19 protein-coding genes and 1 pseudogene are annotated in these 22,868 nt (G+C 53.1%); 8 read left to right on the plus strand and 12 right to left on the minus strand.

Features of this window, described 5'->3' with window-relative positions; genetic code table 11:
* The 4 genes from ACVBEF_RS14775 to ACVBEF_RS14790 all read right to left on the minus strand — a co-directional run.
* The coding region (locus ACVBEF_RS14775; protein ID WP_447124704.1) for a 2-octaprenyl-6-methoxyphenyl hydroxylase at positions 1-830 on the minus strand (830 nt) is incomplete at its 3' end.
* Positions 831-837: 7 nt separating this feature from the next.
* The gene (locus tag ACVBEF_RS14780; protein WP_447124705.1) at positions 838-2,178 is read right to left on the minus strand and encodes an aminopeptidase P N-terminal domain-containing protein; all 1,341 of its coding nucleotides are present in this window, start codon (positions 2,176-2,178) and stop codon (positions 838-840) included.
* 42 nt (positions 2,179-2,220) lie between these two features.
* Entirely contained in the window at positions 2,221-2,931 is a 711-nt protein-coding gene (murU, locus tag ACVBEF_RS14785; RefSeq protein WP_447124706.1) for an N-acetylmuramate alpha-1-phosphate uridylyltransferase MurU, read from the minus strand.
* 105 nt (positions 2,932-3,036) lie between these two features.
* A complete protein-coding gene (locus ACVBEF_RS14790) occupies positions 3,037-4,116 on the minus strand; it encodes an aminoglycoside phosphotransferase family protein (protein WP_447124707.1) in 1,080 nt (359 codons plus the stop codon).
* A 212-nt stretch (positions 4,117-4,328) separates the two neighbouring features.
* Between ACVBEF_RS14790 and ACVBEF_RS14795 the strand changes: the two genes are divergently transcribed.
* From ACVBEF_RS14795 to rsmA, 4 genes are all read left to right on the plus strand, one after another.
* Positions 4,329-6,593, plus strand: a complete 2,265-nt coding sequence (locus ACVBEF_RS14795) for an LPS-assembly protein LptD (protein WP_447124722.1) — start codon at positions 4,329-4,331, stop codon at positions 6,591-6,593.
* 17 nt (positions 6,594-6,610) lie between these two features.
* Positions 6,611-8,080: a peptidylprolyl isomerase gene (locus ACVBEF_RS14800; RefSeq protein WP_447124708.1), complete on the plus strand. Its 1,470-nt coding sequence runs from the start codon at positions 6,611-6,613 to the stop codon at positions 8,078-8,080.
* A gap of 89 nt (positions 8,081-8,169) precedes the next feature.
* On the plus strand, positions 8,170-9,243 hold the full coding sequence (gene pdxA / locus ACVBEF_RS14805) for a 4-hydroxythreonine-4-phosphate dehydrogenase PdxA (RefSeq protein WP_447124709.1): 1,074 nt from the start codon (positions 8,170-8,172) through the stop codon (positions 9,241-9,243).
* 99 nt (positions 9,244-9,342) lie between these two features.
* The gene (gene rsmA, locus ACVBEF_RS14810; RefSeq protein ID WP_447124710.1) at positions 9,343-10,113 is read left to right on the plus strand and encodes a 16S rRNA (adenine(1518)-N(6)/adenine(1519)-N(6))-dimethyltransferase RsmA; all 771 of its coding nucleotides are present in this window, start codon (positions 9,343-9,345) and stop codon (positions 10,111-10,113) included.
* Positions 10,114-10,398: 285 nt separating this feature from the next.
* On the opposite strand, the gene ACVBEF_RS14815 is transcribed toward rsmA, so the two are convergent.
* Complete coding sequence (locus ACVBEF_RS14815; protein ID WP_447124711.1) at positions 10,399-10,596, minus strand: hypothetical protein; 198 nt, start codon at positions 10,594-10,596, stop codon at positions 10,399-10,401.
* Positions 10,597-10,602: 6 nt separating this feature from the next.
* Between ACVBEF_RS14815 and ACVBEF_RS14820 the strand changes: the two genes are divergently transcribed.
* The 4 genes and pseudogenes from ACVBEF_RS14820 to ACVBEF_RS14835 all read left to right on the plus strand — a co-directional run bounded on the left by ACVBEF_RS14820 (position 10,603) and on the right by ACVBEF_RS14835 (position 14,734).
* Positions 10,603-10,893, plus strand: coding sequence for an ABC transporter transmembrane domain-containing protein (locus tag ACVBEF_RS14820; RefSeq protein WP_447124712.1), 291 nt, complete (start codon positions 10,603-10,605; stop codon positions 10,891-10,893).
* A gap of 101 nt (positions 10,894-10,994) precedes the next feature.
* Positions 10,995-12,161, plus strand: a pseudogene (locus ACVBEF_RS14825) (IS4 family transposase).
* Positions 12,162-12,203: 42 nt separating this feature from the next.
* Entirely contained in the window at positions 12,204-12,860 is a 657-nt protein-coding gene (locus tag ACVBEF_RS14830) for a hypothetical protein (protein WP_447124713.1), read from the plus strand.
* Positions 12,861-13,210: 350 nt separating this feature from the next.
* Positions 13,211-14,734 (plus strand): adenosine deaminase, encoded by a 1,524-nt coding sequence (locus tag ACVBEF_RS14835; protein ID WP_447124714.1) that lies wholly within the window; start codon positions 13,211-13,213, stop codon positions 14,732-14,734.
* A 51-nt stretch (positions 14,735-14,785) separates the two neighbouring features.
* Here the strand turns inward: ACVBEF_RS14835 and gloA are convergent, their stop codons facing one another.
* From gloA to lnt, 7 genes are all read right to left on the minus strand, one after another.
* Complete coding sequence (gloA, locus tag ACVBEF_RS14840; protein WP_447124715.1) at positions 14,786-15,196, minus strand: lactoylglutathione lyase; 411 nt, start codon at positions 15,194-15,196, stop codon at positions 14,786-14,788.
* A 103-nt stretch (positions 15,197-15,299) separates the two neighbouring features.
* Complete coding sequence (locus ACVBEF_RS14845) at positions 15,300-16,220, minus strand: YgjP-like metallopeptidase domain-containing protein (RefSeq protein WP_447124716.1); 921 nt, start codon at positions 16,218-16,220, stop codon at positions 15,300-15,302.
* 151 nt (positions 16,221-16,371) lie between these two features.
* Entirely contained in the window at positions 16,372-17,106 is a 735-nt protein-coding gene (locus ACVBEF_RS14850; protein ID WP_447124717.1) for a lysophospholipid acyltransferase family protein, read from the minus strand.
* 244 nt (positions 17,107-17,350) lie between these two features.
* A complete protein-coding gene (gene gmhB / locus ACVBEF_RS14855; protein WP_447124718.1) occupies positions 17,351-17,908 on the minus strand; it encodes a D-glycero-beta-D-manno-heptose 1,7-bisphosphate 7-phosphatase in 558 nt (185 codons plus the stop codon).
* A gap of 21 nt (positions 17,909-17,929) precedes the next feature.
* Positions 17,930-20,050 carry a glycine--tRNA ligase subunit beta gene (gene glyS / locus ACVBEF_RS14860; RefSeq protein WP_447124719.1) on the minus strand — a complete coding sequence of 707 codons (2,121 nt, stop codon included), beginning with the start codon at positions 20,048-20,050 and terminating at the stop codon, positions 17,930-17,932.
* A complete protein-coding gene (glyQ, locus tag ACVBEF_RS14865) occupies positions 20,047-21,027 on the minus strand; it encodes a glycine--tRNA ligase subunit alpha (protein ID WP_447124720.1) in 981 nt (326 codons plus the stop codon). Before glyQ ends, glyS begins: the two co-directional genes overlap by 4 nt.
* A gap of 187 nt (positions 21,028-21,214) precedes the next feature.
* Positions 21,215-22,735: an apolipoprotein N-acyltransferase gene (gene lnt, locus ACVBEF_RS14870; protein ID WP_447124721.1), complete on the minus strand. Its 1,521-nt coding sequence runs from the start codon at positions 22,733-22,735 to the stop codon at positions 21,215-21,217.
* Positions 22,736-22,868 lie beyond the last annotated feature (133 nt).

Below are 22,868 nucleotides of genomic sequence, written 5' to 3' on the forward strand. Positions count from 1 at the left end.
GGTGGGTGGGCGTTGAGGCCGAGCGGGAAACTGTTGCGTTGAGAGATGCGCTGAAAGTGGCCGACGCGGCTGCCGAAGGCGTTTTCGAGTGCTTGCAGAAAGTGCTTGTCGTCCATTGCCAGTAAGGCTGCTGCGGTGGTCGGACGCACACACCAGACTAACGCGTAGCCATCATCTTGCGGCAATAGGGCTAGCGGTCCTTGATCGGTGAAGCGTTCAAACGCGCGATGAGGGATTGGTGCGCTGCTGTGGACGTGGGCGACGATGGCGCATTGGTCGTAATCGCGTTGTAGTGCTTTGTCGCTTTGTGCGCCGAACAGGCCGCCTTCGGCTTGGACCATGATGTTGCTGTGCAGCGTAAGGCCATCGGAGAGATGCAATGCGACGCCGTTGTGGTGCTCGTTGGCGGCGTTGACCTGGATTGGACGTAATAGTGTGACGCCATCCAATAAGGGTAATGCTGCTAGCGTCGTCATCAGGCTGCCGTAGCGGCTGACGTAGCCCAAGGCGGGGAGTTGATATTCGTCGCGTTCGATCAATGTGCGGCCGAAATGGCCACGGCGTGAAACGTGGATCTGGTGGATGGCGGTGGCGGGTAAGGGCCATGCGCCGATGTCTTCCAGAATTTGTCGGCTGCCGTAGGAGAGGGCAATCGTGCGTGGGTCGCGGCGTGCCTGATCCAGCGTTTTGCCGTCTATGAGGGCAATGCGTTCTGGCGCTATACCGCGCTTGACCAATAATGCTGCAAGCGTGATGCCCACCGGTCCGGCCCCGCAAATGGCGATGTCGGCGGTGAGGGGGGCTGGAATGGTGGGAGTGGCGTCTGTCATTGATAGATCATTTGCGCATCAGGGCTTCAATATCGGCCACGCTGCGTGGTGCGCCGGTGGTCATGATTTCGCAGCCGGTTGCGGTGACTAAGGCGTCGTCTTCGATCCGAATGCCGATGTTCCAGTATTTTTCTGGCACGCCTTCTGCAGGGCGCACGTAGAGACCGGGTTCGATGGTGGTGACCATGCCGGGTTGCAGGCCGCGCCAGGGGGCTTCTTCGCCTTTTTTAGGGGATGCAGTGCGTTCCCGATAGTCGCCGACATCGTGCACATCCATGCCTAGCCAATGGCCGGTGCGGTGCATGTAAAACTGTTTGAAGTCGCCGTTGGCAATGACGTCGTCTAGCGTGCCGACTTTGTTTTTGCTCAGCAGGCCGGTGTCGAGCATGCCTTGGGCCAACACGCGTACGGCGGCGTCGTGACCGTCCATGAAATGTTTACCTGGGCGGGTAACAGCAATGGCGGCGTCTTGCGAGGCTAAGACGATTTCGTAGAGTTCTTTTTGCGGCCCGGTGAAGACGCCGTTGGCAGGAAAGGTGCGGGTAATGTCGGCGGCGTAACTATCAAGCTCGCAGCCAGCATCGATGAGGACCAGATCGCCGTCTTTTAATACGGCGTCGTTAGAGCGGTAATGCAGCACGCAGGCGTTGGCACCGGTTGCGACGATGGATCCGTAGGCGGGATATTGCGATCCTTTGCTGCGGAACTCGTGCAGCAGTTCGGCTTCGAGTGCGTATTCGTGCAGGCCGGGGCGGGACATGCGCATGGCGCGGCAATGGGCTTCGGCCGAGATGACGCCAGCGCGCCGCATGAGTGCGATTTCGTCGGCGTCTTTGAACATCCGCATGTCGTCTATCAAGACTTGGACATTGTGGATGGCTGAGGGGGCGACGACGCCAGAACGATTCATGGCACGCACGCTGCCTAACCAGCTTTGGAGTTTTTCGTCGTAGGCGCTTTGGTGGCCGAGGGCGTAGAAGACGGAGGGCGTATCGGCTAATAATTTTGGCATTTCGGTTGCCATCGCTTCGATCGGGAAGGCGGCGTCAAAACCGAATTTTTCGCGTGCTGCGTCAGGGCCGTAGCGATAGCCGTCCCAGATTTCGCGCTCCAGATTTTTTTCGCGGCAAAACAGTATCGATTGCAGTTTTTCTCCGGCGATGAGGACGACGACGGCCTCAGGCTCCATGAAGCCGGACATATAGTAAAAATAGCTGTCGTGGCGGTACGGGTAATCGGCATCGCGATTGCGCATGACTTCCGGCGCGGTGGGGATGATCGCCACGCCGCCGCCTTGGGCTTGCATCAGGTTGATTAACTGGGTACGTCGTGCTGAGTAGGGGTTCATGTGCGGCCTTGAGTGTCGAGGAATGTTAGTAATACTGAACAATTAGATCGGTACGTTTAGTTCTTCTAGTCTTTCGATCGTGCCTACGTCGGTCCAATCGCCACGATAGACCTCGCCGCCGACTTGATTGCGGCTGGCGTAGTGGCGCAAGATCGGCGCTAGTTTGCCGAATTCGCCTGCTGCAATGGCGTCGAACATCATCGGGCGAAATACGCCGATCCCGGAGTAGGTAAAGCGCGGCTCGCCTTCGTTGGCTTCGTTGGTGACGGAATAACTGTGGACGGCGAAGTCGCCTTCGGGATGATGGGCGGGGTTTTTGACGAGATAGAGCCAGGCGACGTCGCGGGTTTCAAGCGGATGGGGCACGCCCCAGAGATCGTTGTCTTCGAGCGTGGTTTTGACTTGTTCGAAATTGAAGTGTGGGCAGTAGATATCGGCTGAGACGGCCACGAAGGGCGCGTCGCCCAGCAAATGGCGGGCTTTGGCGACGCCGCCTGCGGTTTCTAATGCCGTGCCTTCGGCAGAGTAGGTAATGTGTGCGCCGAATTTGCTGCCGTCGCCGAGAGTGTCTTCGATCAATTGGCCGAGGTGGGCGTGGTTGATGATGATCTCAGTGATGCCTGCACGCACCAGATTGAGGATGTGCCAGACGATCAGTGGGCGACCGCGGACTTTTAAGAGTGGCTTGGGGGTGGTGTCGGTCAGGGGGCGCATGCGCTCGCCGCGACCGGCGGCAAAAATCATTGCTTTCATGGGGATTTCAGTGTGCTCGGTTAGGCGTAAATGTCATTTAGGACTCACGCAAAATCGCGATTTTGCGTGAGTCCTATTGTCGATATTGTCGATATTGTAAGGCGATTAAAACGTATAACCAATCTGTTGCGGGGTTTTTTCGATGACGTCAATCAGGCGCACCAGCGGGATCAGTTCGCGATAACGCAGGGCGGTTTTGCGCACGTAGTCCATGACCTGCGGTAAATCCTGCATATAGCCTTCTTTGCCGTCGCGATAGTTCAGGCGCGCAAACAAGCCTAAAATTTTCAGATGCCGTTGCAGGCCCATGTATTCAAAATCGCGGTAGAAGGTGTCGATGTCGGGTGCAACCGGCAGACCGACACGCTTGGCGCGTTCCCAGTAGCGGATCAGCCAGTCGAGTACCTGCGCTTCTTCCCAGGGACGGTAGACGTCGCGTAGCAGGGAGGCGATGTCGTAGGTGATGGGGCCGTATAGCGCACCTTGAAAATCGAGTACGCCGGGGTTGCCTTCGGGCAATAGCATCAGGTTGCGCGAATGATAATCGCGGTGGATATAGACTTGCGGCTGCGCCATGTTATTGGCGAGGATGGCGGCATAGACGGCGTCGAGGCTGGCGGTTTGTTCTGTGGTGAGTGTGACGTTGAGATGTTTGCCGATGTACCACTCTGAGAATAGTTGCAACTCTCTCAATAAAAAGGCGCGGTCGTATTCTGGCAGGACGTCCGGTTTGCTGTGGGTTTGCATCTTTACCAGGGCGTCAATGGCGTCCAGATAGAGCGTATTGGCTTGATCGGCGCTGGCGTCGCTCAGTTGTTGCAAATAGGTAGTTGGCCCAAAGTCGGAGAGCAGCAAAAATCCTTGTTCGATGTCCTGCGCCAGAATTTCTGGCGTTGTCATTCCTGCATCATTGAAAAGTCCGGCGACGAAGATAAACGGGCGTACGTCTTCTTGCGGCTGTGGCGCATCCATGACGATCAGGGTCTTGCCATCGGGCGTATCGATTCTGAAATAACGTCTGAAACTGGCGTCTGCTGAGGCAGGGCGGATTGTTGTGGCGATGGTCGGCTGAGCTTCAAGAGTGGATAACCATGTCAGTATGTCAACGAGGCGCAGATCGGAAGTCATCGCGCTCTGTGGTGATAACTGTGGTGAAGTCAGGGGGGATGTCTGCGGGGATGTCATTAAGCGGTCCAGGAATACGGTTGTAGGTAGTCAGTTCCCATATAATAAGGGATTAAATTTAAAAAATCGCCTGCGATGGTGTTTGCTCAATGCATTTCTTGACACGGTTTCCATCAGTGCCCCCTACTCAATCGTCCTCCCAATCGTTACGCCCGACTCTCGTGCATGGTCGTTTAGCTGCGCCAGTACGATCATTACCGCCGTTGCCGCGTATGCGACGGCTGGTTTGCCTGATTGCTTCAGCGTTAGCAGCGGCCACGCCGATGTCGGCCATGCTTATATCGCCAGCGGCAATGGCGCAAGTGACGACCCCCAGACCGCCTCGCGTTGACGAAAATAATTTGCCGACGACCGTTGAGGCCGATCAAATGACGGGGCGTCCGGATCGGGTTCTCAATCTCGATAATAATGCCGAGGTGACGCGTGGTCAGACCGATGTGAAGGCAGATAAGGCAACCTATCGGATTGTCGAAAACGAAGTTGAAGCGCATGGCTGTGTGCGTATGAATCGTTATGGCGATGAATATACCGGTGACGATCTCAACCTTAATATGGACTCGGGTCAGGGGTTTTTGACTAATCCGACTTATAAATTTGGCATAAACGGTGGTCATGGGACCGCTGAACGTTACAATTTTGAGGACGAAAATCGTGCCAAAGCGATCGCCGGGACCTATACCACCTGCGCCGGTACCAAGCCCGACTGGTATATCAGGTCCAGCACCATGGATATTGATACCGGGATAGACAAAGGTATCGCTCACGCGGGCGTGCTGTACTTCAAGAGCGTCCCCATCCTGGCTGCCCCAATTATGTCGTTTCCACTGTCGGGCGACCGTCAGTCCGGCTTCTTGCCGCCAACGATAGGTACCACCAGCACGGGCGGTTTAGAGGTGAGCTTGCCTTATTATTTTAATATCGCGCCAAATCGTGATCTGACCCTGACTCCGAATTTGATCACGCGACGCGGGATGCAGTTGGGGGCAGAGGGGCGGTATATCGGTGAAGGCTATAACGGCGTTACCAGACTCGAATATCTGCCTGACGATATGGTGACCAAGACGAGTCGTTATGCGATTGCATCGACGCATACGCAAGTCCTCGGTGGTGGTTTCGGGATGTCATGGAACGTCAACTACGCATCCGATAATAAATACCCCGACGATTTTTCCCGCTCCATCACACAGAGCGCGCAACGCCTGTTGAATCGTGAGCTTGATCTGACCTATAACGGCGTCTATGGGAGCGTGACTGCGCTGGCATCGCGTTATCAGGTGTTACAAGATTACGATGCCAACGGTAACGCGTTGATTACTCGTCCGTATGATCGTTTGCCGCAATTGAACTATACCGTCGGGCGGCAGGATGTCGGTGGCTTTGACTGGAATGTTAACGCGCAATACACTCGCTTCAAAAATAGTGCTTACGATGTTCCTGCCAGCGTGCTGTTGCCAGGTGAGGGTGAGCGCGTTTATATTAATCCGCAGATATCCTATCCAATAATTGGCGCTAGTTATTTTGTGACGCCAAAACTGCAATTGGATGCGACTGCCTATAACCTGACCAATGTGGTGCCGGGTTCTGCTACGAACTTTAGTCGGGTGTTGCCAACCTTCTCGCTCGATAGTGGGCTGACCTTTGAGCGCGATGCAAAATTGTTTGGCAATGCCGTCACGCAAACGTTAGAGCCACGTATGTTTTACGTGCGTACGCCTTATAAAGATCAGAATAAATACCCGTTATTCGATACCGGCGTGGCGGATTTTAACTTTGCCCAAATTTTTACCGAGAATAGCTTTGCCGGGCATGATCGTATCAGTGATGCAAATCAGCTCACTACGGCGGTGACCTCGCGCTTTATCGAAGAAAGTGGAATAGAGCGCTTGCGTCTGGCGATCGGTCAGCGCTTTTATTTCACGCCGCCGCTGGTGTCGCTTGATAGCAGTATTGTCAACAGCCGTTCTGATTTACTGTTGGCTGCTGGCGGCCAACTATCGCGGACAGTCGGCATAGACAGCAATATTCAGTACAGTCAAAGCAAGAGCCAAATGGTACGTGCCGACTACAGTATTCGCTGGCAGCCGGCACCTAAACAAGTGATTAATCTGGCGTATAGGCTCGATCGTACGCCTACTACCATCGCGCTTAACAATAATGAAATACTCAAGCAGGTTGACCTGTCGGCGCAATGGCCGCTTGCCAAGCGTTGGTACGGTGTAGGCCGCATTAATTACTCGTTGGACGACAGAAAAGTTGCTGAAGGTTTGCTCGGCTTAGAGTATAAAGCTGACTGTTGGGTTTTCCGCGTAGTAGCGCAGCGCACGCCGACCTCTACCGCACAGGCTAGTTCGGCGCTATTTTTCCAGCTTGAATTGAATGGATTGACCAAACTCGGCTCTAACCCGATGCAAGCGTTGCGTAGCAGCGTTCCAGGTTATCAGAATGTAAATCAACCCGATGCCATCATCAATAATTGAATCCGTCATACTTATCTATGAATGCTCCTCTTAATATGCTCAAAGCGAATCAATCAGCTAATAAACCAGTCAATAAGTCGGCACTGGCTGCAATCATTGTGTCGCTGTTGTTTAGTGCCGCTCCTGACGTATGGGCGCAAAAACCTGCTGCTGCCGGTACACCGCCGACTATGCCGGCGCCAACCACCACTGCACCGGCCCCGGCTAACGCTGCGACTCAAGTCAGCGCAACCCCGCAGACCATCGATGCGATCGTTGCTGTAGTCAACAATGATGTCATCACACGTCAGGAATTAGCGTCACGCTTGCGGGACGTTATCGGACGCATGAAAGCGCAGGGAGTTGAAGCCCCGCCGCCTGCTGAATTACAAAAGCAATTATTGGAAAGATTGATACTCGAGCGCGCACAAGTCCAGGCCGCGAAAGAATTCGGTATTTCGGTCGACGATAAAATGCTCGACACGGCAATTGGACGGATCGCAGAACAAAACAAGTTATCGATGCCGGATTTCCGTAAGCAACTCGATCATGACAAAATTCCCTATCCCGCTTTCCGGGAAGATATTCGCAAAGAAATCTTACTGCAGCGTTTGCGTGAGCATGAAGTAGACAACAAAATTCAGATTACCGAATCCGAAGTCGATAACTACCTGGCAGCAGAAGCGAGCAATAAGCTCACCCAACAGGTTGAGCAAGAAGTGAATCTGGCACAGATTCTGATCCGGGTTCCAGAAAATGCCACCGTCGCACAGATGAACGAGCGTAAGAAGCGTGCAGAAGCGGCGATGCAGCAACTGAAGTCAGGCGGTAATTTTGGTAAAGTCGCCGCGACTTTTTCTGACGCGCCCGATGCGTTGACCGGCGGCGAACTAGGATGGCGCCCACAGAATCGTTTGCCGCAACTGTTTCTGGACGCCGTTATATCGTTAAAACCAGGTCAGGTATCGACACTTCTGGAAAGTGCCAACGGTTTTCATATCATTAAACTCAATGACAGACGCGCTGCTGCTGCCGAGGCTGACAAGCCAGCGGTGGCACCTGTCGAGCAAACGCACGCACGCCACATCCTGATCAAAGTCACCCCGACGGTGTCAGCAGTAGAGGCCAAGCGTCGCTTGCTTGAGTTAAAAGAGCGTCTCGATAATCACGCGGCGACCTTTGAAGATCTGGCTAAGTTGTATTCAAACGATCTGTCGGCAGCCAAAGGCGGCGATCTCGGTTGGATTTATCCTGGCGACACCGTGCCGGAATTCCAGCGCGCCATGGACGCCCTTAAGCCTGGACAAATCAGCGAGCCGATCGAGACGCCATTCGGTTATCACTTGATTGAGGTCCTGGAGCGCAAAACCGATACCGTCTCATCTGACCGCAAGCGCCTTGCCGCACGTCAGGCAATTCGTGAACGTAAGCTAGAAGAGGCAACCAATGACTGGCTGCGTGAATTGCGCGACCGGGCTTATGTTGAATACCGTTCCGACGATAATTAATGATTGAACCCCGGGGGATCACTTTTGGTGGTCCCCCGAGGCATTTGGTACATCCAGTACGCCTACATAGACTCCGCATCAACCTCGCAATGACCCCTCCGACATTTCCCACCACTGCAATACTCCCTACGATTATCCGTCGCCCGGTGATTGCCATCACCTGCGGTGAACCGGCTGGTATCGGTCCGGAAATTTCGATCAAGGCTGCATGGGAGCTGCGCGCTGAAATCAATAGCGTGCTAATTGGCGACGCGGCATTTTTGTCGATGATCGCAGCCGAAATGGACCCCAATATCAAATTGGTCGCTTTATCTGAGCGTGCGTTTAATAACGACGGCTTGCCGGACTTCGGGCCAGACCGCATTGCGATGATTGACTGCCCCTTCAGTGTGCATGTGCAGCCAGGCAAGCTTGATGCGCGTAATGCACGGGCTATTTTAAAGACGCTCGATATCGCCATTACTGGCGCTGTGCAAAAACACTTCGATGCCATCGTCACCGCGCCACTCCAAAAAAGCACCATCAACGAGGCCGGCGTGCATTTCACCGGTCATACCGAATATCTGGCCGAGAAAACTAACACCGCGCAAGTGGTGATGATGCTGGCAACGGATCGCACTACACCGCCTCTGCGGGTTGCTTTGGCGACCACGCATCTGGCGTTGAAAGATGTCGCTGCGTCGATCACGACTGAGAGTCTTAGCCGCACGCTGGATATTTTGCAAGACGATTTACGTACTAAATTCGGTATCGCCGAACCGCGTATTTTGGTGACCGGCCTTAATCCCCATGCGGGTGAGGGCGGTTATCTCGGGCGCGAGGAAATTGACATTATTACGCCGGTGTTAGAAGCCGCTAAAGCCAAAGGCATGAAGGTTAGCGGCCCCTATCCAGCCGATACGCTATTCCAGCAAAAATATCTGGATCAGGCAGATTGCGTGCTGGCGATGTATCACGATCAAGGCTTGCCGGTGCTCAAATACGCCAGCTTTGGCCATGGCATCAATATCACGCTTGGACTGCCGATCATCCGTACCTCGGTCGATCACGGTACCGCTCTCGATCTGGCGGCGGCAGGTTTGGGTCGTGCCGATCATGGCAGCATGCTCGCCGCCATCAATTGCGCGGCACATATGGTGCGATCAACCAGTCATCTGTCATAACGACATTTTAAAATACTACAATGCGCCTTCATCTTCTCGCGCAATTGCTAAGCGATAGCACAGCACCAATTCACCGCATCAATTCATAGCGCACACTCAATGAAACATACCCCACGTAAGCGCTTCGGCCAGAATTTCCTCACCGACAAGTTAGTCCTCGCGGACATCATCAGCGCCATAGCCCCCCAGTTGGACGACAATATGGTTGAGATCGGCCCTGGCCTGGCCGCAATGACCAGCCTGTTATTGAAGTCGCTAAAGCAGTTACACGTGGTCGAACTTGACCGTGATTTAGTGACGCGTCTGGAAAATACATTCGATGCAGCGCGTCTTCACGTGCACTCTGCTGATGCGTTGAAATTTGATTTCAGCAGTATTCCCATAGTCGGTGAGGGCAAGTTGCGCGTGGTCGGTAATCTGCCTTACAACATTTCCAGCCCGCTACTATTTCATCTCACCGAGATCGCGCCGCTGGTGCAGGATCAACACTTTATGCTGCAAAAAGAAGTGGTTCAGCGCATGGTCGCCGAACCCGGCAGCAAAACTTTTGGTCGACTATCCGTGATGCTGCAATGGCGCTACAAAATGCAATTAATGTTCATCGTCCCGCCAACCGCATTTGACCCACCGCCAAGAGTCGAGTCCGCCATTGTGCGCATGATTCCGATTGCAGAACCGTTAGCCTGCGATCAAAAGAAGCTGGAAGACGTCGTACTGAAAGCCTTCACGCAACGTCGTAAAGTCATACGCAATAGCCTGGCCGGCATGTTTACTGAAAACGATTTAATCGACGCTGACGTAGACCCGCAAGCACGCCCAGAAACTATCTCAATGGAACGTTTTGTCGGACTGGCGAATCGCTTGAAGTAGTCTCTATCGCGATCTGTGTAATTCAACGGCGCTGACAATTCCGATGCGCCATCGATCTGTTCAATAGCAGTCATTGCCATGTCAGATCGGCTAACGCCGGAATCTGGTTTTACACATGCCTCCTGTTTTTACTTCCCAGCTAACTTACCTGAGCAGGTCTGCATCGTCGATGTTGAATCAGCACAATGTCGTCCTAAAATAATCAAAAAGCCTGTCACCTTCGACTGCATACCACGCATCAGTGAGCTTAGTTCAGTGCTGTCCTCATGCCGTGCAGAGACTGAATCAGGACTTACGCAAAATCGCCCCAGCACCATTCCACTGGCGACATTCTCCGACCGCTGCCAAGGCTATCTCACCCGCATCAGCGTACAAACCGACCCCGGCACAGACCCAGACAGCGAAGCCGCCGCACGTCAAACCCGCACCTTCGACTTCAGATAGTTTATCCCCGAACTCCTTAAGCACAAAAAGCTCTGGCAAGAAATTTTGTTAGCCTCCTTAGTCATCCAACTCATCGCCCTCGCCACACCGCTATTGACCCAAACCATCATCGACAAAGTTGTAGTGCATCGCACCCACAGCACACTCATCGTGATCGTCGTCGGTATGGCCGTCTTCATGCTGTTTTCTGCGCTGTTATCGTGGTTGTGCCAATACCCGGTGCTGCATACCGGTAATCGGGTTGATGCAGTTTTGGGCGCATCCGTGTTCGAACATCTGTTCAAATTGCCGCCGCTGTCAGTAGTGTCCCAACGTTTTCACGCCAGGAGTTCGTAAGTTAATGATTTACTTGGATAAATTGATGTTTTTGTTTGGTCTCGATTTGAACGTCGAGGCGCAAACTTGGTGCTTTTTGCGGATTTCCGCCGAAGGCTCCTATGTATCAAGGCAAGCTCGTTTTCTCGCAGCTCATGACCTATCTGCCGCTGACAACCTTTCGGCGTTACGTGGCCGCTCATCGCGGCGAACACAAGGTCAAAGATTTTTCCTGTCTGGATCAGTTCTTTGCCATGGCGTTCGCGCAACTGACTTATCGGGAATCGCTGCGCGACATCGAAATCAATTTGCGTGCACAAGCGCATCGGCTGTATCACATGGGCTTTCGATGTTCGACCATTTCTCGCAATACATTGGCCAACGCGAATGCCACGCGTCCCTGGTAAATCTACGCCGATCTTGCGCAGCATTTGATTGCGATGGCGCGCCCTCTGTATGCCAACGAACCGTTTGGGGTGGACTTGGACGCGACGGTCTACGCGTTCGACGCAACAACGATCGATCTGTGTTTGTCGTTGTATCCGTGGGCACCGTTTCGATCCGCCAAAGCGGTAATCAAATTGCACACACTGCTCGATCTGCGTGGCTCTATCCCCAGCTTCACTCACATCACCGACGGCAAAACCCACGAAGTCAATATCCTCGACGACTTGGTGATCGAGCCCGGTGCGTATTACTTGATGGATCGTGGTTATCTGGATTTCGCACGACTCTACAATCTGCATACGATGAATGCCTTCTTCGTCACACGCGCCAAAAGCAATACGAAATTCAAACGGCGATATTCGCATCCGGTCGATCGAACCATGACCCACGTCGTGTGCGATCAAACGGGTGTACTGACGATTTTCTATTCGAGTAAGGATTATCCCGCGATGCTGCGGCGGGTCGTCGTCAAGGACGAGGACGGAAAACGCATCACCTTCTTGACCAACAATTTTGCCCTCAAGCCAGAGATGATTGCCGCGCTTTACAAGCAACGCTGGCAAGTCGAATTGTTCTTCAAATGGATCAAGCAACATTTGCGTATCAAAACCTTTTTGGGAACCAGCGAGAATGCCGTCAAAACGCAAATATGGATTGCGGTCTCTACTTATGTACTGATCGCTATCGCAAAAAAACGTCTCTATTTACCTCACAGCCTTTACGAAATTTTACAAATCCTGAGCCTAACCATGTTTGAAACAACACCAATAAATCAACTACTTACGCCACCCAACGAAAAATTAGGCATGGAAAACGAGCAAATTCAGCTCTCTTTCCTATGACGAACGTTGGGACACTACTGATTTGAAAGGATGATTTTTAACATGAGGAAAATCAATGACGAAAAATATTTACGACAAAAATTAAAGTTTGAAAGGGGATACATGGAAACAGACGGTATGAAGATGCTCGCTAAAAATAACCCATTGAGTTCGTTCTACATCGCTTGTGTTCTGTTCCTGGTGACAGGTTATTTCTTTTACTTTTTTGCATATTTATGTTCAACGCCGCAATGGGGGTGTGAGGTGATGGTATGGGCTATGTCGACGGTAAAAGGGCTAGATTCAGCAGCGCGTGTCGGTGCGATCAATGATGATCCGAACAATCCTTGTCTGAAAAGTCCTACGTGTTTCTCGATGTTATGGGACGACGCTGGCTCTGGCAATACTTCCGATTACTCATTCTCGCAGCCGATTTGTTCTGATCCCGATTACATAGCTCCGGGTAGTATCTTCGTCACTGGGATAGACACAAACGGTCAGACCCCCAATCCGGCAAACTATCCTAATTTGAAGATGGTACGTAGCGATTTGGTGACCTATGTACCATGTGTGCCTCCGTTGATCTGGGACGATGCAGGTAGTCATGCCAGATCAAATGCCTCGTTGTTTGCGCTGCCGAAATCGAATTATTTTATCTGCTCGACTGGACCTGGGAGTTTATTCCAGGGAGCTACCCGATACCCATCGCTTCTTGATTGAGTGCGGCCGATTAACTTAGCGGTTAATCGGTCAAACCGAGTGGTAACGTAACAGGCCAGAGTTGGACGCGTTCAGTATTTTGCCAGAACGCTATCTGGCCCTCAGCCATTGGTTACAAAAATGCTTCTCTGGCTTAGCATCTCGCCATCTTTTGCGCGCTCTCTGGGGTTCGCATGCCCGAACCCCAGGCCCCGCAGACAGTGTAAAAACTTGTCGCGGGGCCTTTCGTTTTACCTCAAACTAATTTCTGACATCTTCTGACGCTTAGGCTAACTATTGCCACGATGCATTAATATGACTTTCCCTCAACCTCTGCCTTCTGATACGGCAGAACCACAAAGGTTATCGCTATGCTCAAGCGCTTCATACCGATTCTTTTTACCGCAATGTTGTCTGCCTGTTCTGCAATACCGCAGGCCAGCACATCGTCTATGACCACCCTGGACCAAAATTACCGCATCACGAATGCGCATTACCAGCGCCTGATCAATCAAGCGCAGCCGCCGCTGGCTGAGTTGACATTGTTCTTTACGATGATGCCCAAAGGCGGCGATATTCATCACCATTATTCGGGTGCAATTTATGCAGAGACCTATCTCGACTGGGTAGACCGGCAGGGATTTTGTATCTACAAGACGAGCTGGAAAATCGAAACTGAGCCACAAAAGATCGCCGCCGAACAGGCCAAAGCTGGTGCAGATCGGGAGTGTATTTCTGCCCAGGCGCTAGGGCGCGACAATCATCTGTATCGGGACTTGCTGCAACGTTGGTCGAATAAGGACTTTGACAATCACACGACCTTGCAGGTCCCGCCCGATACCCAGTTTTTTGATACCTTTGACTATTTCGGTCCCGCCTCTTCCTACCAGTACAACGACGGTTTGCAATTGCTAAAGAAACGGGCTATCGCGGAAAACGTGCAGTACATAGAGACCATGGTAAAAAGTTCGCCATCGATTGCGACGGCTAATAGCGACTTCGATGCCAGGGTTGAACAGTTGGTAATGACACCTGACGGCGCAGCGCTTGAGCGCCTGTTGAGCACACTCCTGCCGCTTCTGAAATCGGACAAAGTTTTACAGCAAAAAACCCAGCAATACATCGATGACACCGCGCTCGACAGCGTACATATTGATGACGAACAATTTGCCATGCGTTATCAAGCCTACGTCGACAGAAATAAATCGCCGTCTATCGTATTTTCAGGTTTGTATACCGCGTTTGTGGCTGCCTCGCACAGCAATCTGATTGTGGGTGTGAATATCGTCGGACCGGAAAATGGGGGTGTCGCTATGCGTGACTATAGTGTGCACATGCAGATGTTCAAGTTCCTCAAGCAGCAATTCCCGGACGTTAAATTGGCGTTGCATGCAGGTGAGTTGGCGCTGGGCATGGTGCCGCCGGAAGGCTTGACGCATCACATCGCCGATGCGGTCAATATCGCAGGCGCAGATCGCATCGGACATGGCATCGACATTGCCTACGAATCAGGTGCACCCGCATTGTTGAAGAAAATGCGGGATAAAAGCATTGCGGTGGAAATCAATCTCACCAGTAATGAATTTATTCTGGGGATTAAAGATGCGATGCATCCGGTGACGATTTACGAACGCTATGGCGTGCCGTTTGTTATCTCTACAGATGACCCGGGCGTGTCGCGCAATAATCTGAGTAGTCAGTATGTGCTCTATGCTTCGCGCTACAAACCATCGTACGACGCGATCAAGAAACTGGCATTTAATAGCATCCAGTATGCGTTTTTAGCGCCCGAGGATAAGGCCGTACAGACGAAAATTTTGGAGGGCAGATTCAGGCAATTTGAAGCGGAGTTGGCAGGACTTGATAAGGCGGGTATTCCGGCGCTGGCGCAATAAAGTGAGCTTATTTGTGTGACCCGCAGATATGGTGATCTGCGGGATATTTCTTTACAACGTTGCGTTCGGCCAGTGTCCCGGCTTGCGCTCGATGAGTTCAATCTTGTAACCATCGGGATCTTGCACAAAAGCGATATTGGTCTTGCCGCCTTTGACCGGCCCGGCTTCGCGCGTGACATTACCGCCTTGCGCTTTGACATCGGCACAGGCCTTGTGCACGTCTTCTACGGCAATCGCCATGTGACCGAAAGCGGTTCCCTGATCGTAGCTGGTGACGCCGTAGTTGTAGGTTAATTCCAGTTCTGCGTGGTCTGGATTCGTGCCGTAGCCGACAAATGCCAGTGTGTATTTATATTCTGGATTGTCGTTGGTGCGCAGCAATTTCATGCCGAGTACGTTGGTATAAAAATCGATGGAGCGTTGCAGGTCGCCGACGCGCAGCATGGTGTGAAGGATAAGCATATGTGCTCTCAGTAGTTGGGAAGGGGGAGAGCTCTGTTTGAACTCTTTTATTAATCCTGCATTTTTACTTATTTTGGATAAGCGTGCAGGGACCAGCGTAATTCTAAAAAATCGGCAGCGTTTCTTGCGCACTATCGCGCAACGTGCGCTTAGCTATTTCAAAATCAGGAAAGATCGACTGCACCGTGGCCCAGAAGCGCGGGCTGTGGTTCATTTCACGCAAATGCGATAGTTCATGGGCGATCACATAATCGATGATTGGTAACGCAAAATGCATCAAGCGCCAGTTAAGGCGAATTTTACCGTCGGCGGTGCAAGAGCCCCATTGTGTGGTGGCCGACGATAAAGCGTACGACTTGTAGGCGACGCCCAGTTTTTCTGCATACACGGGCAAGCGCTCGCCGAATACCCGTTTGGCTTCCAGTTGCAGCCAACCCAGCACGCGGTCTTTTAATTGCTGCTCGCTGGCGTCATCGGGCAGACAGACCGTCAGGGTAGCCGCAGTGGTATCAAACACAATCCCGGCGATCTGCGTGGCGCGTATGCGTAGCGTAATGTTGTGGCCCAGATAGGGGAGTATGCCACCGTCGCGCCACATCATCTGTGGTTGCAGCTTGCGTGCCGAGCGATCATGCCGCTCATGCAGTTTGGTGAAAATCCAGCGCTTCTTGTCACGAATCGCATTTTCAATTTCAGCCAGCGTGACCCATTTAGGGGCGGTCACGCGCAGGCCATCATCGCTAATGACAAAACCAATCGAGCGGCGCTTGGAGCGCAGTAGCGCATAGTCAAGCACGTGCGCATCAATATGCAGACGGCGCTTGCCAGCGGCTAATGGTGCATTCGCTGGCGTGGTCTGTGCAAGTTCAGGTGAGGAGGTCGGTGTTGGTTGTGGTGAGGGTGCGCCGGTCGGGCTGGCTTGCGGCGCAGATGGATAGTCGGTATTAGAGGAGGAAGCCTCCACACTGAACAAGTCCAATTGGCGCGCAAGCGGTTGTGGCGGCTGTTGATGCAGAAATTTCAAGGTTATTGGCCATTAGTAACAACAATGAGGTTAGGACTTACGCAAAACCGCCCCAGCGGCGTTATCCCTCCTAGCCTTACGTTTGTAATGTCTTCGTCGGTCTGCCTTGCTGGGACGATTTTGCGTAAGTCCTATAGGTAATAGGTAAAGACTATTTTGTGTAAACGTGCGGTGAAATGACGCGCATTTCGGACTCAATCCAGGTTTCGACTTTCTCCATCATCTGCGCGCTGTTCAAGCCTTCTGGCGAGATCGGCTTGCCGATGGAAACCGTAATCATGCCCGGTTTTTTGATGAATGAATTTTTCGGCCAGCATTCTCCGGCGTTGACGGCAACGGGGACGACGGCCACGTTGGTTTCAATGGCCAGACGGGTGCCGCCGTGTTTGTATTTGCCTTTTTGACCGACCGGCATGCGCGTGCCTTCCGGGAACATAATGATCCACTGACCATCGGCCAGACGCTTGCGTCCTTGTGTGACCACATTGGCGAAAGCATCGCGCCCTTTGCGATCAATCGGAATCATCCGCATCAATGCGATAGCCCAGCCGAAAAAAGGAATGTAAGTCAGTGATTTTTTGAAGACAAACACCAAAGGGCGGGGCGTCATTTGCAGCAAAAAAATGGTTTCCCATGCTGATTGATGTTTGGATAAAACGACCACTGGTGCATCCGGGAAGTTCTCCGCGCCGATGACGCGATACTTAATCCCGCAAAGCACTTTCGCCAGCCAGACAATAAACACATTCCAGCGTGAGGTCAGGTAATACCGTTTGTTGTACGGAAAGGGTGCGAAAAATAAACAGGCGATAGCCCACACGACGGTGGCGATCGTCATGATCGTCAAAAACAGTACGGATCGTACAAATAAAGAAAACTGCAACATACACACTCCAAAAATATTACGGGTCATTGAGGAGAATTGGGGCGTGTTGATATTTGAATCTAAGAAACTCCGTTCGTACTGAGTAGCCCATCGGGCGTATCAAAGTATATGCATGCTGGAGCATCTTCGATACGGCACTTTGTGCCTACTCAGTCCGAACGGCTGAGTGGTGCTTCTCAGACTTTACATATCAAGACGCCTTAATTAATCCTTTTGGATCTAAGTCGGGCCATCGGTTGACGACTTAAGCTGCAACTTCCACCGGCTTTTTCAACAGAAAATCGACCACCGCAGCCAAATCGGCAAATACCGTCGTTCCAGGGGGCAGGCCACCTTTTTTCTGCGTCACTTCGCCTTTGCCAGTCAATACCAGAAACGGTGTGCAGCCAGCTACAAAACCCGCCTGGATATCCCGCAGTGAATCGCCGACGACCGGTACGCCGTTGCGCAGACTGGTTTCAAACCGTTTGGCGATATCGATAAACATACCCGGCTTGGGCTTGCGACAATCGCAATTGTCGTCCGCTGCGTGCGGACAAAAAAAGATCGCATCAATTTCGGCACCGACCAATTGCGCCGCGCTATGCATCTTTTGATGGATGTCGTTGAGCGCCGCCATATTGAACAAACCGCGGGCAATACCGGATTGATTGGTCGCCACTACGACCCGATAACCGGCCTGATTGAGGCGAGCGATGGCTTCTAGCGAACCTTGGATCGGTTGCCATTCGTCGGGCGACTTGATGAACGCGTCGGAGTCGCGGTTAATGACACCGTCACGGTCAAGAATGATCAGTTTCATATTCTGTCCCATTGCGTTCGGTCAGGCCGCCAGCTTGGAGATATCGGCAACCTGATTCAACATCAGATGCAGATTCGAGAGCAGCGCCAGACGGTTGTTACGCAACTGTTCATCTTCTGCCATCACCATGACATCGTTAAAGAATGCATCGACTTCGGTACGCATGCCAGCCAGCGATTGCAAGGCTCCGGCAAAGTCGCCTTGCGCAAAAGCGCTGTCGACTTGCGGTTTCAGGTTGGTCATGGCAGCGAACAGATTGATTTCGGCAGCATCTTGCAAGACGGCTTGCGCAACGGTGCCGGTTTCCATCACGTTATTCTTTTTCAGAATATTGGTGATGCGCTTGTTGGCCGCTGCCAGCGCTTCGGCCTCAGGCAGTGCGGCAAAGGCTTGCACGGCATCTAAGCGTTCGATCAGGTTGGTCAGCGTGTCCGGCTGTTGCGCGATCACGGCTTCGATCTGGCTTGGGGCAAAGCCGCGCTCGCGCAATATTCCACGCAAACGGTCGTACATAAAACTCAGTACATCGGCGCTCGGGTCTTTGAAGTTGGTGTTGTCGGCAAACACCAGCGCTGTGGCTTGCAGCAATTGTTGCAGCGATAGCGGCAGGCGTTTTTCCAGCAACATACGCAGCACGCCTAAGGCGTGGCGGCGTAGTGCAAACGGGTCTTTATCGCCGGTTGGTTGCAGACCTATGCCCCAAATGCCGATCAGTGTTTCCAGTTTGTCGGCCAGCGCGACCGCGGTGCTGGTTTCTGTGGTGGGCAATGCGTCGCCTGCAAAGCGCGGTTGATAATGCTCCGAGATGGCCAGCGCTACTTCATCGGCTTCGCCATCGTGGCGCGCGTAGTAAGTCCCCATGATGCCTTGCAGCTCGGGAAATTCACCCACCATGTCGGTGAGCAAATCGGCCTTGGCCAACTGGGCGGCGCGTGCTGCGCGTATCGCCAGCAATGGGCTATCGCTGAGCAGCTTGGCAATCGCTACGGCGAGTGCTTGTACGCGTTGGGTGCGCTCAAGCTGATTGCCGAGTTTGTTGTGATAGACCACGTTGGCTAGCAACGGCAGGCGATCGGCCAGCGTCTTTTTCTGATCTTGCTCAAAGAAAAATTTGGCATCCGCCAGACGCGGACGTACTACGCGCTCATTGCCCTGGACGATGTGTTGTGGATCTTTGGTGTGCAAATTGGAGACGATCAAAAAGCGCGAGCGCAGTTTGCCGGCAGCATCGGTGAGTGCAAAGTATTTCTGATTCGTTTGCATCGTCAGAATCAGACATTCCTGCGGAACGGACAGAAATTCTTCTTCAAAATGGCAGGCATAGACCACCGGCCATTCGACTAGCGCGGTGACTTCGTCGAGCAACGACTCGGGCATCAGCACCAGATCGTCACCCGCTTCGGCCAGTAAAGCGCTGCGAATTTGTTGTTTGCGTTTGTCGAAACTGGCGATGACTTTGCCTTCGCTTTCTAAGGTGGCGACATAGCTCTCTGCGTCGGCAATCGCGAACGCGCCATTCGACATAAAACGATGCCCACAGGTGATGCGATCAGCTTGCAGGCCCAGCAAGCGCAACGGCACAATGTCTTCGCCATGCAGGGCGAGCAGCCTGTGCGCCGGGCGCACGAAGCGCACCGTTTCGCCAGCGGCAGGGCCGTACTGACGTTGATAGCTCATTTGTTTAGGGATCGGTAATTTGGCAATCGTATCTTCAAGGACGACTTGCAAACCGGTCTCCAGCGCTGCGCCTTTGGCCGTGTAGCTGTAGAAAAAACTATCGGCTTTGCCATCGGCGGCGCGTTCGAGTTGATCCGGAGTAATCAGGACTGCGTTGGTTGTAGCGGCCAGTGCGGCGAGTTTTTTGATGAGTGGGACGCTAGGCTGGCCGGTCGAATCCAATGCAACGGAAACTGGCAGCACTTTTTCACGCATGCGTTTATCCAACGAGACAGCACGCACGTGACTGATCGAGACTGCCAGACGACGCGGGGTCGCGTAAGTGGTGGCGACCGCGTCGTGTGTCAGAAAATCACGTGCTTTGAGGCCGTTGAAAATACCACTGGCAAATGCATTGCCGAGTTTTTCCAACGCCTTCGGTGGCAATTCTTCGGTGAAAATTTCGATCAAAAGGGTCGAACTCATGCCTGGCTCCCTGCGCGGCGCGCCACGGTGGCGGTGTATTCGTCGCCAAATTCTTTTAACATTAATGGCGCATTTTTCTCATTGAGTTCCCACATCGGAAAGCCCAGTGTTTCACGCGATGTGTAATAGGCCTTGGCGACTTCACGCGACAGGTTGCGGATGCGGCCCATGTAGGCGGCCCGTTCGGTGACCGAAATCGCGCCGCGTGCGTCTAGCAGATTGAAGGTGTGGGCGGCTTTTAAGACCATTTCGTAGGCGGGCAACGCGAGTGGCACAGCCAGCAATTTCTTGGCTTGTGTTTCGTAATTGGTGAACAGAGGAAACAGGAATTCAGTGTCCGCGTACTCAAAGTTGTAGGTTGATTGCTCGACTTCATTTTGATGAAACACGTCGCCGTAGCTCAGATGTTTTTTGACGTCGTTCTCGACCCATTCGGTCCAAACCAGATCGTAGACGTTTTCAACGCCCTGCAAATACATCGCCAGACGCTCAATGCCGTAGGTGATCTCGCCCAGGACCGGCTTGCAATCGAGACCGCCGACTTGCTGAAAATAGGTGAATTGCGTCACTTCCATGCCGTTGAGCCAGACTTCCCAGCCCAGACCCCAGGCACCCAAAGTCGGATTTTCCCAGTCGTCTTCGACGAAGCGCACGTCGTTCTTTTGCAAATCGAGGCCAAGCGCCTCGAGTGAGCCGAGGTAGAGATCGAGAATGTTTTCCGGTGCCGGTTTCAGGACCACCTGATATTGGTAGTAATGCTGCATCCGGTTGGGGTTGTTGCCATAGCGCCCGTCTTTAGGGCGGCGTGATGGCTGAACGTACGCGGCGCGCCACGGTTCAGGTCCGATGGCACGCAGAAAGGTCGCGGTGTGCGAGGTGCCAGCGCCTACTTCCATGTCGTAAGGTTGCAGCAAAGCACATCCTTGCGCGGCCCAGTAGTCTTGCAATTTGAGAATTATTTGTTGGAATGTAAGCATTGTTTTTTTGTGCAGCTCCATGCGGAGAGTCGGTTGCCGAGAAGTAAATTGCGCTTCGCTGAAAGCAGCGATTTTAGCGGGTTTTGATAGCCTTATGTGGCTGGTAACGTGCGGTTGTTGTATCCGGCGGCAGCTTGATTTTTTAATGCCGCACGGATACGTCTCTTTGTTGTTAATCCTGGGACGCTCAGCGTTTGCGCCCCGCCAGCCATGCCCCGGCCAACATCAATAGCACCAGTATCCACAGCAAGCGATTTCCCAGCACGATATACGGCGTATTGCCGGTATAGCCCAGCACCGTGGCCGATAGCGTTCCCCGGACGAGAGGCGGCAACGATGCGCTGAGATTGCCATGCTGGTCTATGACGGCGGTGGTGCCGGTATTGGTAGCGCGCAACATTGGGCGGCCGGTTTCGATGGCGCGCATTTGTGAGATTTGCAAATGTTGTGGCAGTGCAATGGTGTCGCCGAACCACGCAATATTCGACATATTGAGCAATATCGTCGCCGCCGGATGACCGCTGGCTTCTGACGCTGATAGCTGGGCGGCGATTTCATCGCCAAACAAATCTTCATAACAAATATTCGGCAAGACCCATTGATCCTTGACCGCGAACGGCGGCTGGATAGCTGCGCCGCGGTTGAAGTCGCCGAGGGGGATGTTCATCAGATTGACAAACCAACGGAAGCCGTAGGGGATGAACTCACCAAACGGCACTAAATGGTGCTTGTCGTAGCGGTAAACCGTTGGGTTATTTTCAGCACGCGCGGGCGAAAATCCCAACACACTATTGGCATACACATCGGGACCATCGGTTATCGGAATCCCCAGCGCAATATGGCTGCCGGATTGTTGCGCAAACCGGGCGAGGGAGGGCAGATAGTCGGGCGGTAACTGGGTTTGGAGTATCGGCACCGCAATTTCTGGTGTGGCGATCAGATCGGCAGGCGCTGTGGTGATCATGTCGTTGTAGAGATGGAGTGTGTGATCAATCTGGCTTGGGTCAAACTTCATCTGCTGGGCGATATTGCCTTGCAACAGACGTACCGAAATCGGCTTGCCGCTGGCGTGGGTCCAGTCGATAGTATGCAGACCGAAGCCGACTAACAAAATGAGCATTGCCGCGATGCCAGGTAGTTTTTGTTTCGGTAATAACGCCAGACAGCCGCTGATCAAGGCTGCGATTGCGCCGATACCATAGACGCCGATGATCGGTGCGTAGCCAGCGAGTGGGCTAGCGGTGTGTGCGTAGCCGGAGACCAGCCACGGAAAGCCGGTAAACAGCCATCCGCGCAACCATTCGTTGATGCCCCATAACGCGGGAAAAATGACTATCGCCGTGATGAGCGGGGAGGCCGACCAGCGTTGCCGCAGCCAGATCGTCAGCGCCGCCGTCGCTCCCGTGTACAGACCGACAAAGGCGGCCAGCAACGCCACTGCTAATGCTGCGATTGCGGCAGGCATGCCGCCATAGACGTGCATGCTGATGTAGAGCCAATAAACTCCGCAGGCACTCCAGCCGAAGCCCATCGCCCAGCCTAATAGCAGGCCGTGTTTGATGGTCTTGCATTTGAGCAGACATCCGATTAGCAGGGCTAGTGTTACTAGCTGGATTGGCCATGCGTTGAAGGGGGCGAAGGCTAATACATTGAGTGCGCCCGCGAGGAATGCCAGGGGGAGGTGGTGCCATTTGAAGCTGAAGGTCATTGGTTGGATTCGTTGTGTGGTTTGTTAATACGGCTTGTGCTCCGTGGAGGCTTGCCGGGGGCGGCCCGGCAGCCGGTTACTTTCTTTTGCTTCGCCAAAAGAAAGTAACCAAAGAAAAGGCGACCGCAGATGC

It is taken from the genome of Glaciimonas sp. GG7 (assembly GCF_052976905.1).

Coding starts and splice junctions, on each gene's coding strand:
- ACVBEF_RS14780 (WP_447124705.1), bottom strand. CDS start 2,178: ATGAACCCCTACTCAGCACGACGTACCCAGTTAATCAACCTGATGCAA.
- murU (WP_447124706.1), bottom strand. CDS start 2,931: ATGAAAGCAATGATTTTTGCCGCCGGTCGCGGCGAGCGCATGCGCCCC.
- ACVBEF_RS14790 (WP_447124707.1), bottom strand. CDS start 4,116: ATGACATCCCCGCAGACATCCCCCCTGACTTCACCACAGTTATCACCA.
- ACVBEF_RS14795 (WP_447124722.1), top strand. CDS start 4,329: ATGCGACGGCTGGTTTGCCTGATTGCTTCAGCGTTAGCAGCGGCCACG.
- ACVBEF_RS14800 (WP_447124708.1), top strand. CDS start 6,611: ATGAATGCTCCTCTTAATATGCTCAAAGCGAATCAATCAGCTAATAAA.
- pdxA (WP_447124709.1), top strand. CDS start 8,170: ATGACCCCTCCGACATTTCCCACCACTGCAATACTCCCTACGATTATC.
- rsmA (WP_447124710.1), top strand. CDS start 9,343: ATGAAACATACCCCACGTAAGCGCTTCGGCCAGAATTTCCTCACCGAC.
- ACVBEF_RS14830 (WP_447124713.1), top strand. CDS start 12,204: ATGAGGAAAATCAATGACGAAAAATATTTACGACAAAAATTAAAGTTT.
- ACVBEF_RS14835 (WP_447124714.1), top strand. CDS start 13,211: ATGCTCAAGCGCTTCATACCGATTCTTTTTACCGCAATGTTGTCTGCC.
- gloA (WP_447124715.1), bottom strand. CDS start 15,196: ATGCTTATCCTTCACACCATGCTGCGCGTCGGCGACCTGCAACGCTCC.
- ACVBEF_RS14850 (WP_447124717.1), bottom strand. CDS start 17,106: ATGTTGCAGTTTTCTTTATTTGTACGATCCGTACTGTTTTTGACGATC.
- gmhB (WP_447124718.1), bottom strand. CDS start 17,908: ATGAAACTGATCATTCTTGACCGTGACGGTGTCATTAACCGCGACTCC.
- glyS (WP_447124719.1), bottom strand. CDS start 20,050: ATGAGTTCGACCCTTTTGATCGAAATTTTCACCGAAGAATTGCCACCG.
- glyQ (WP_447124720.1), bottom strand. CDS start 21,027: ATGCTTACATTCCAACAAATAATTCTCAAATTGCAAGACTACTGGGCC.
- lnt (WP_447124721.1), bottom strand. CDS start 22,735: ATGACCTTCAGCTTCAAATGGCACCACCTCCCCCTGGCATTCCTCGCG.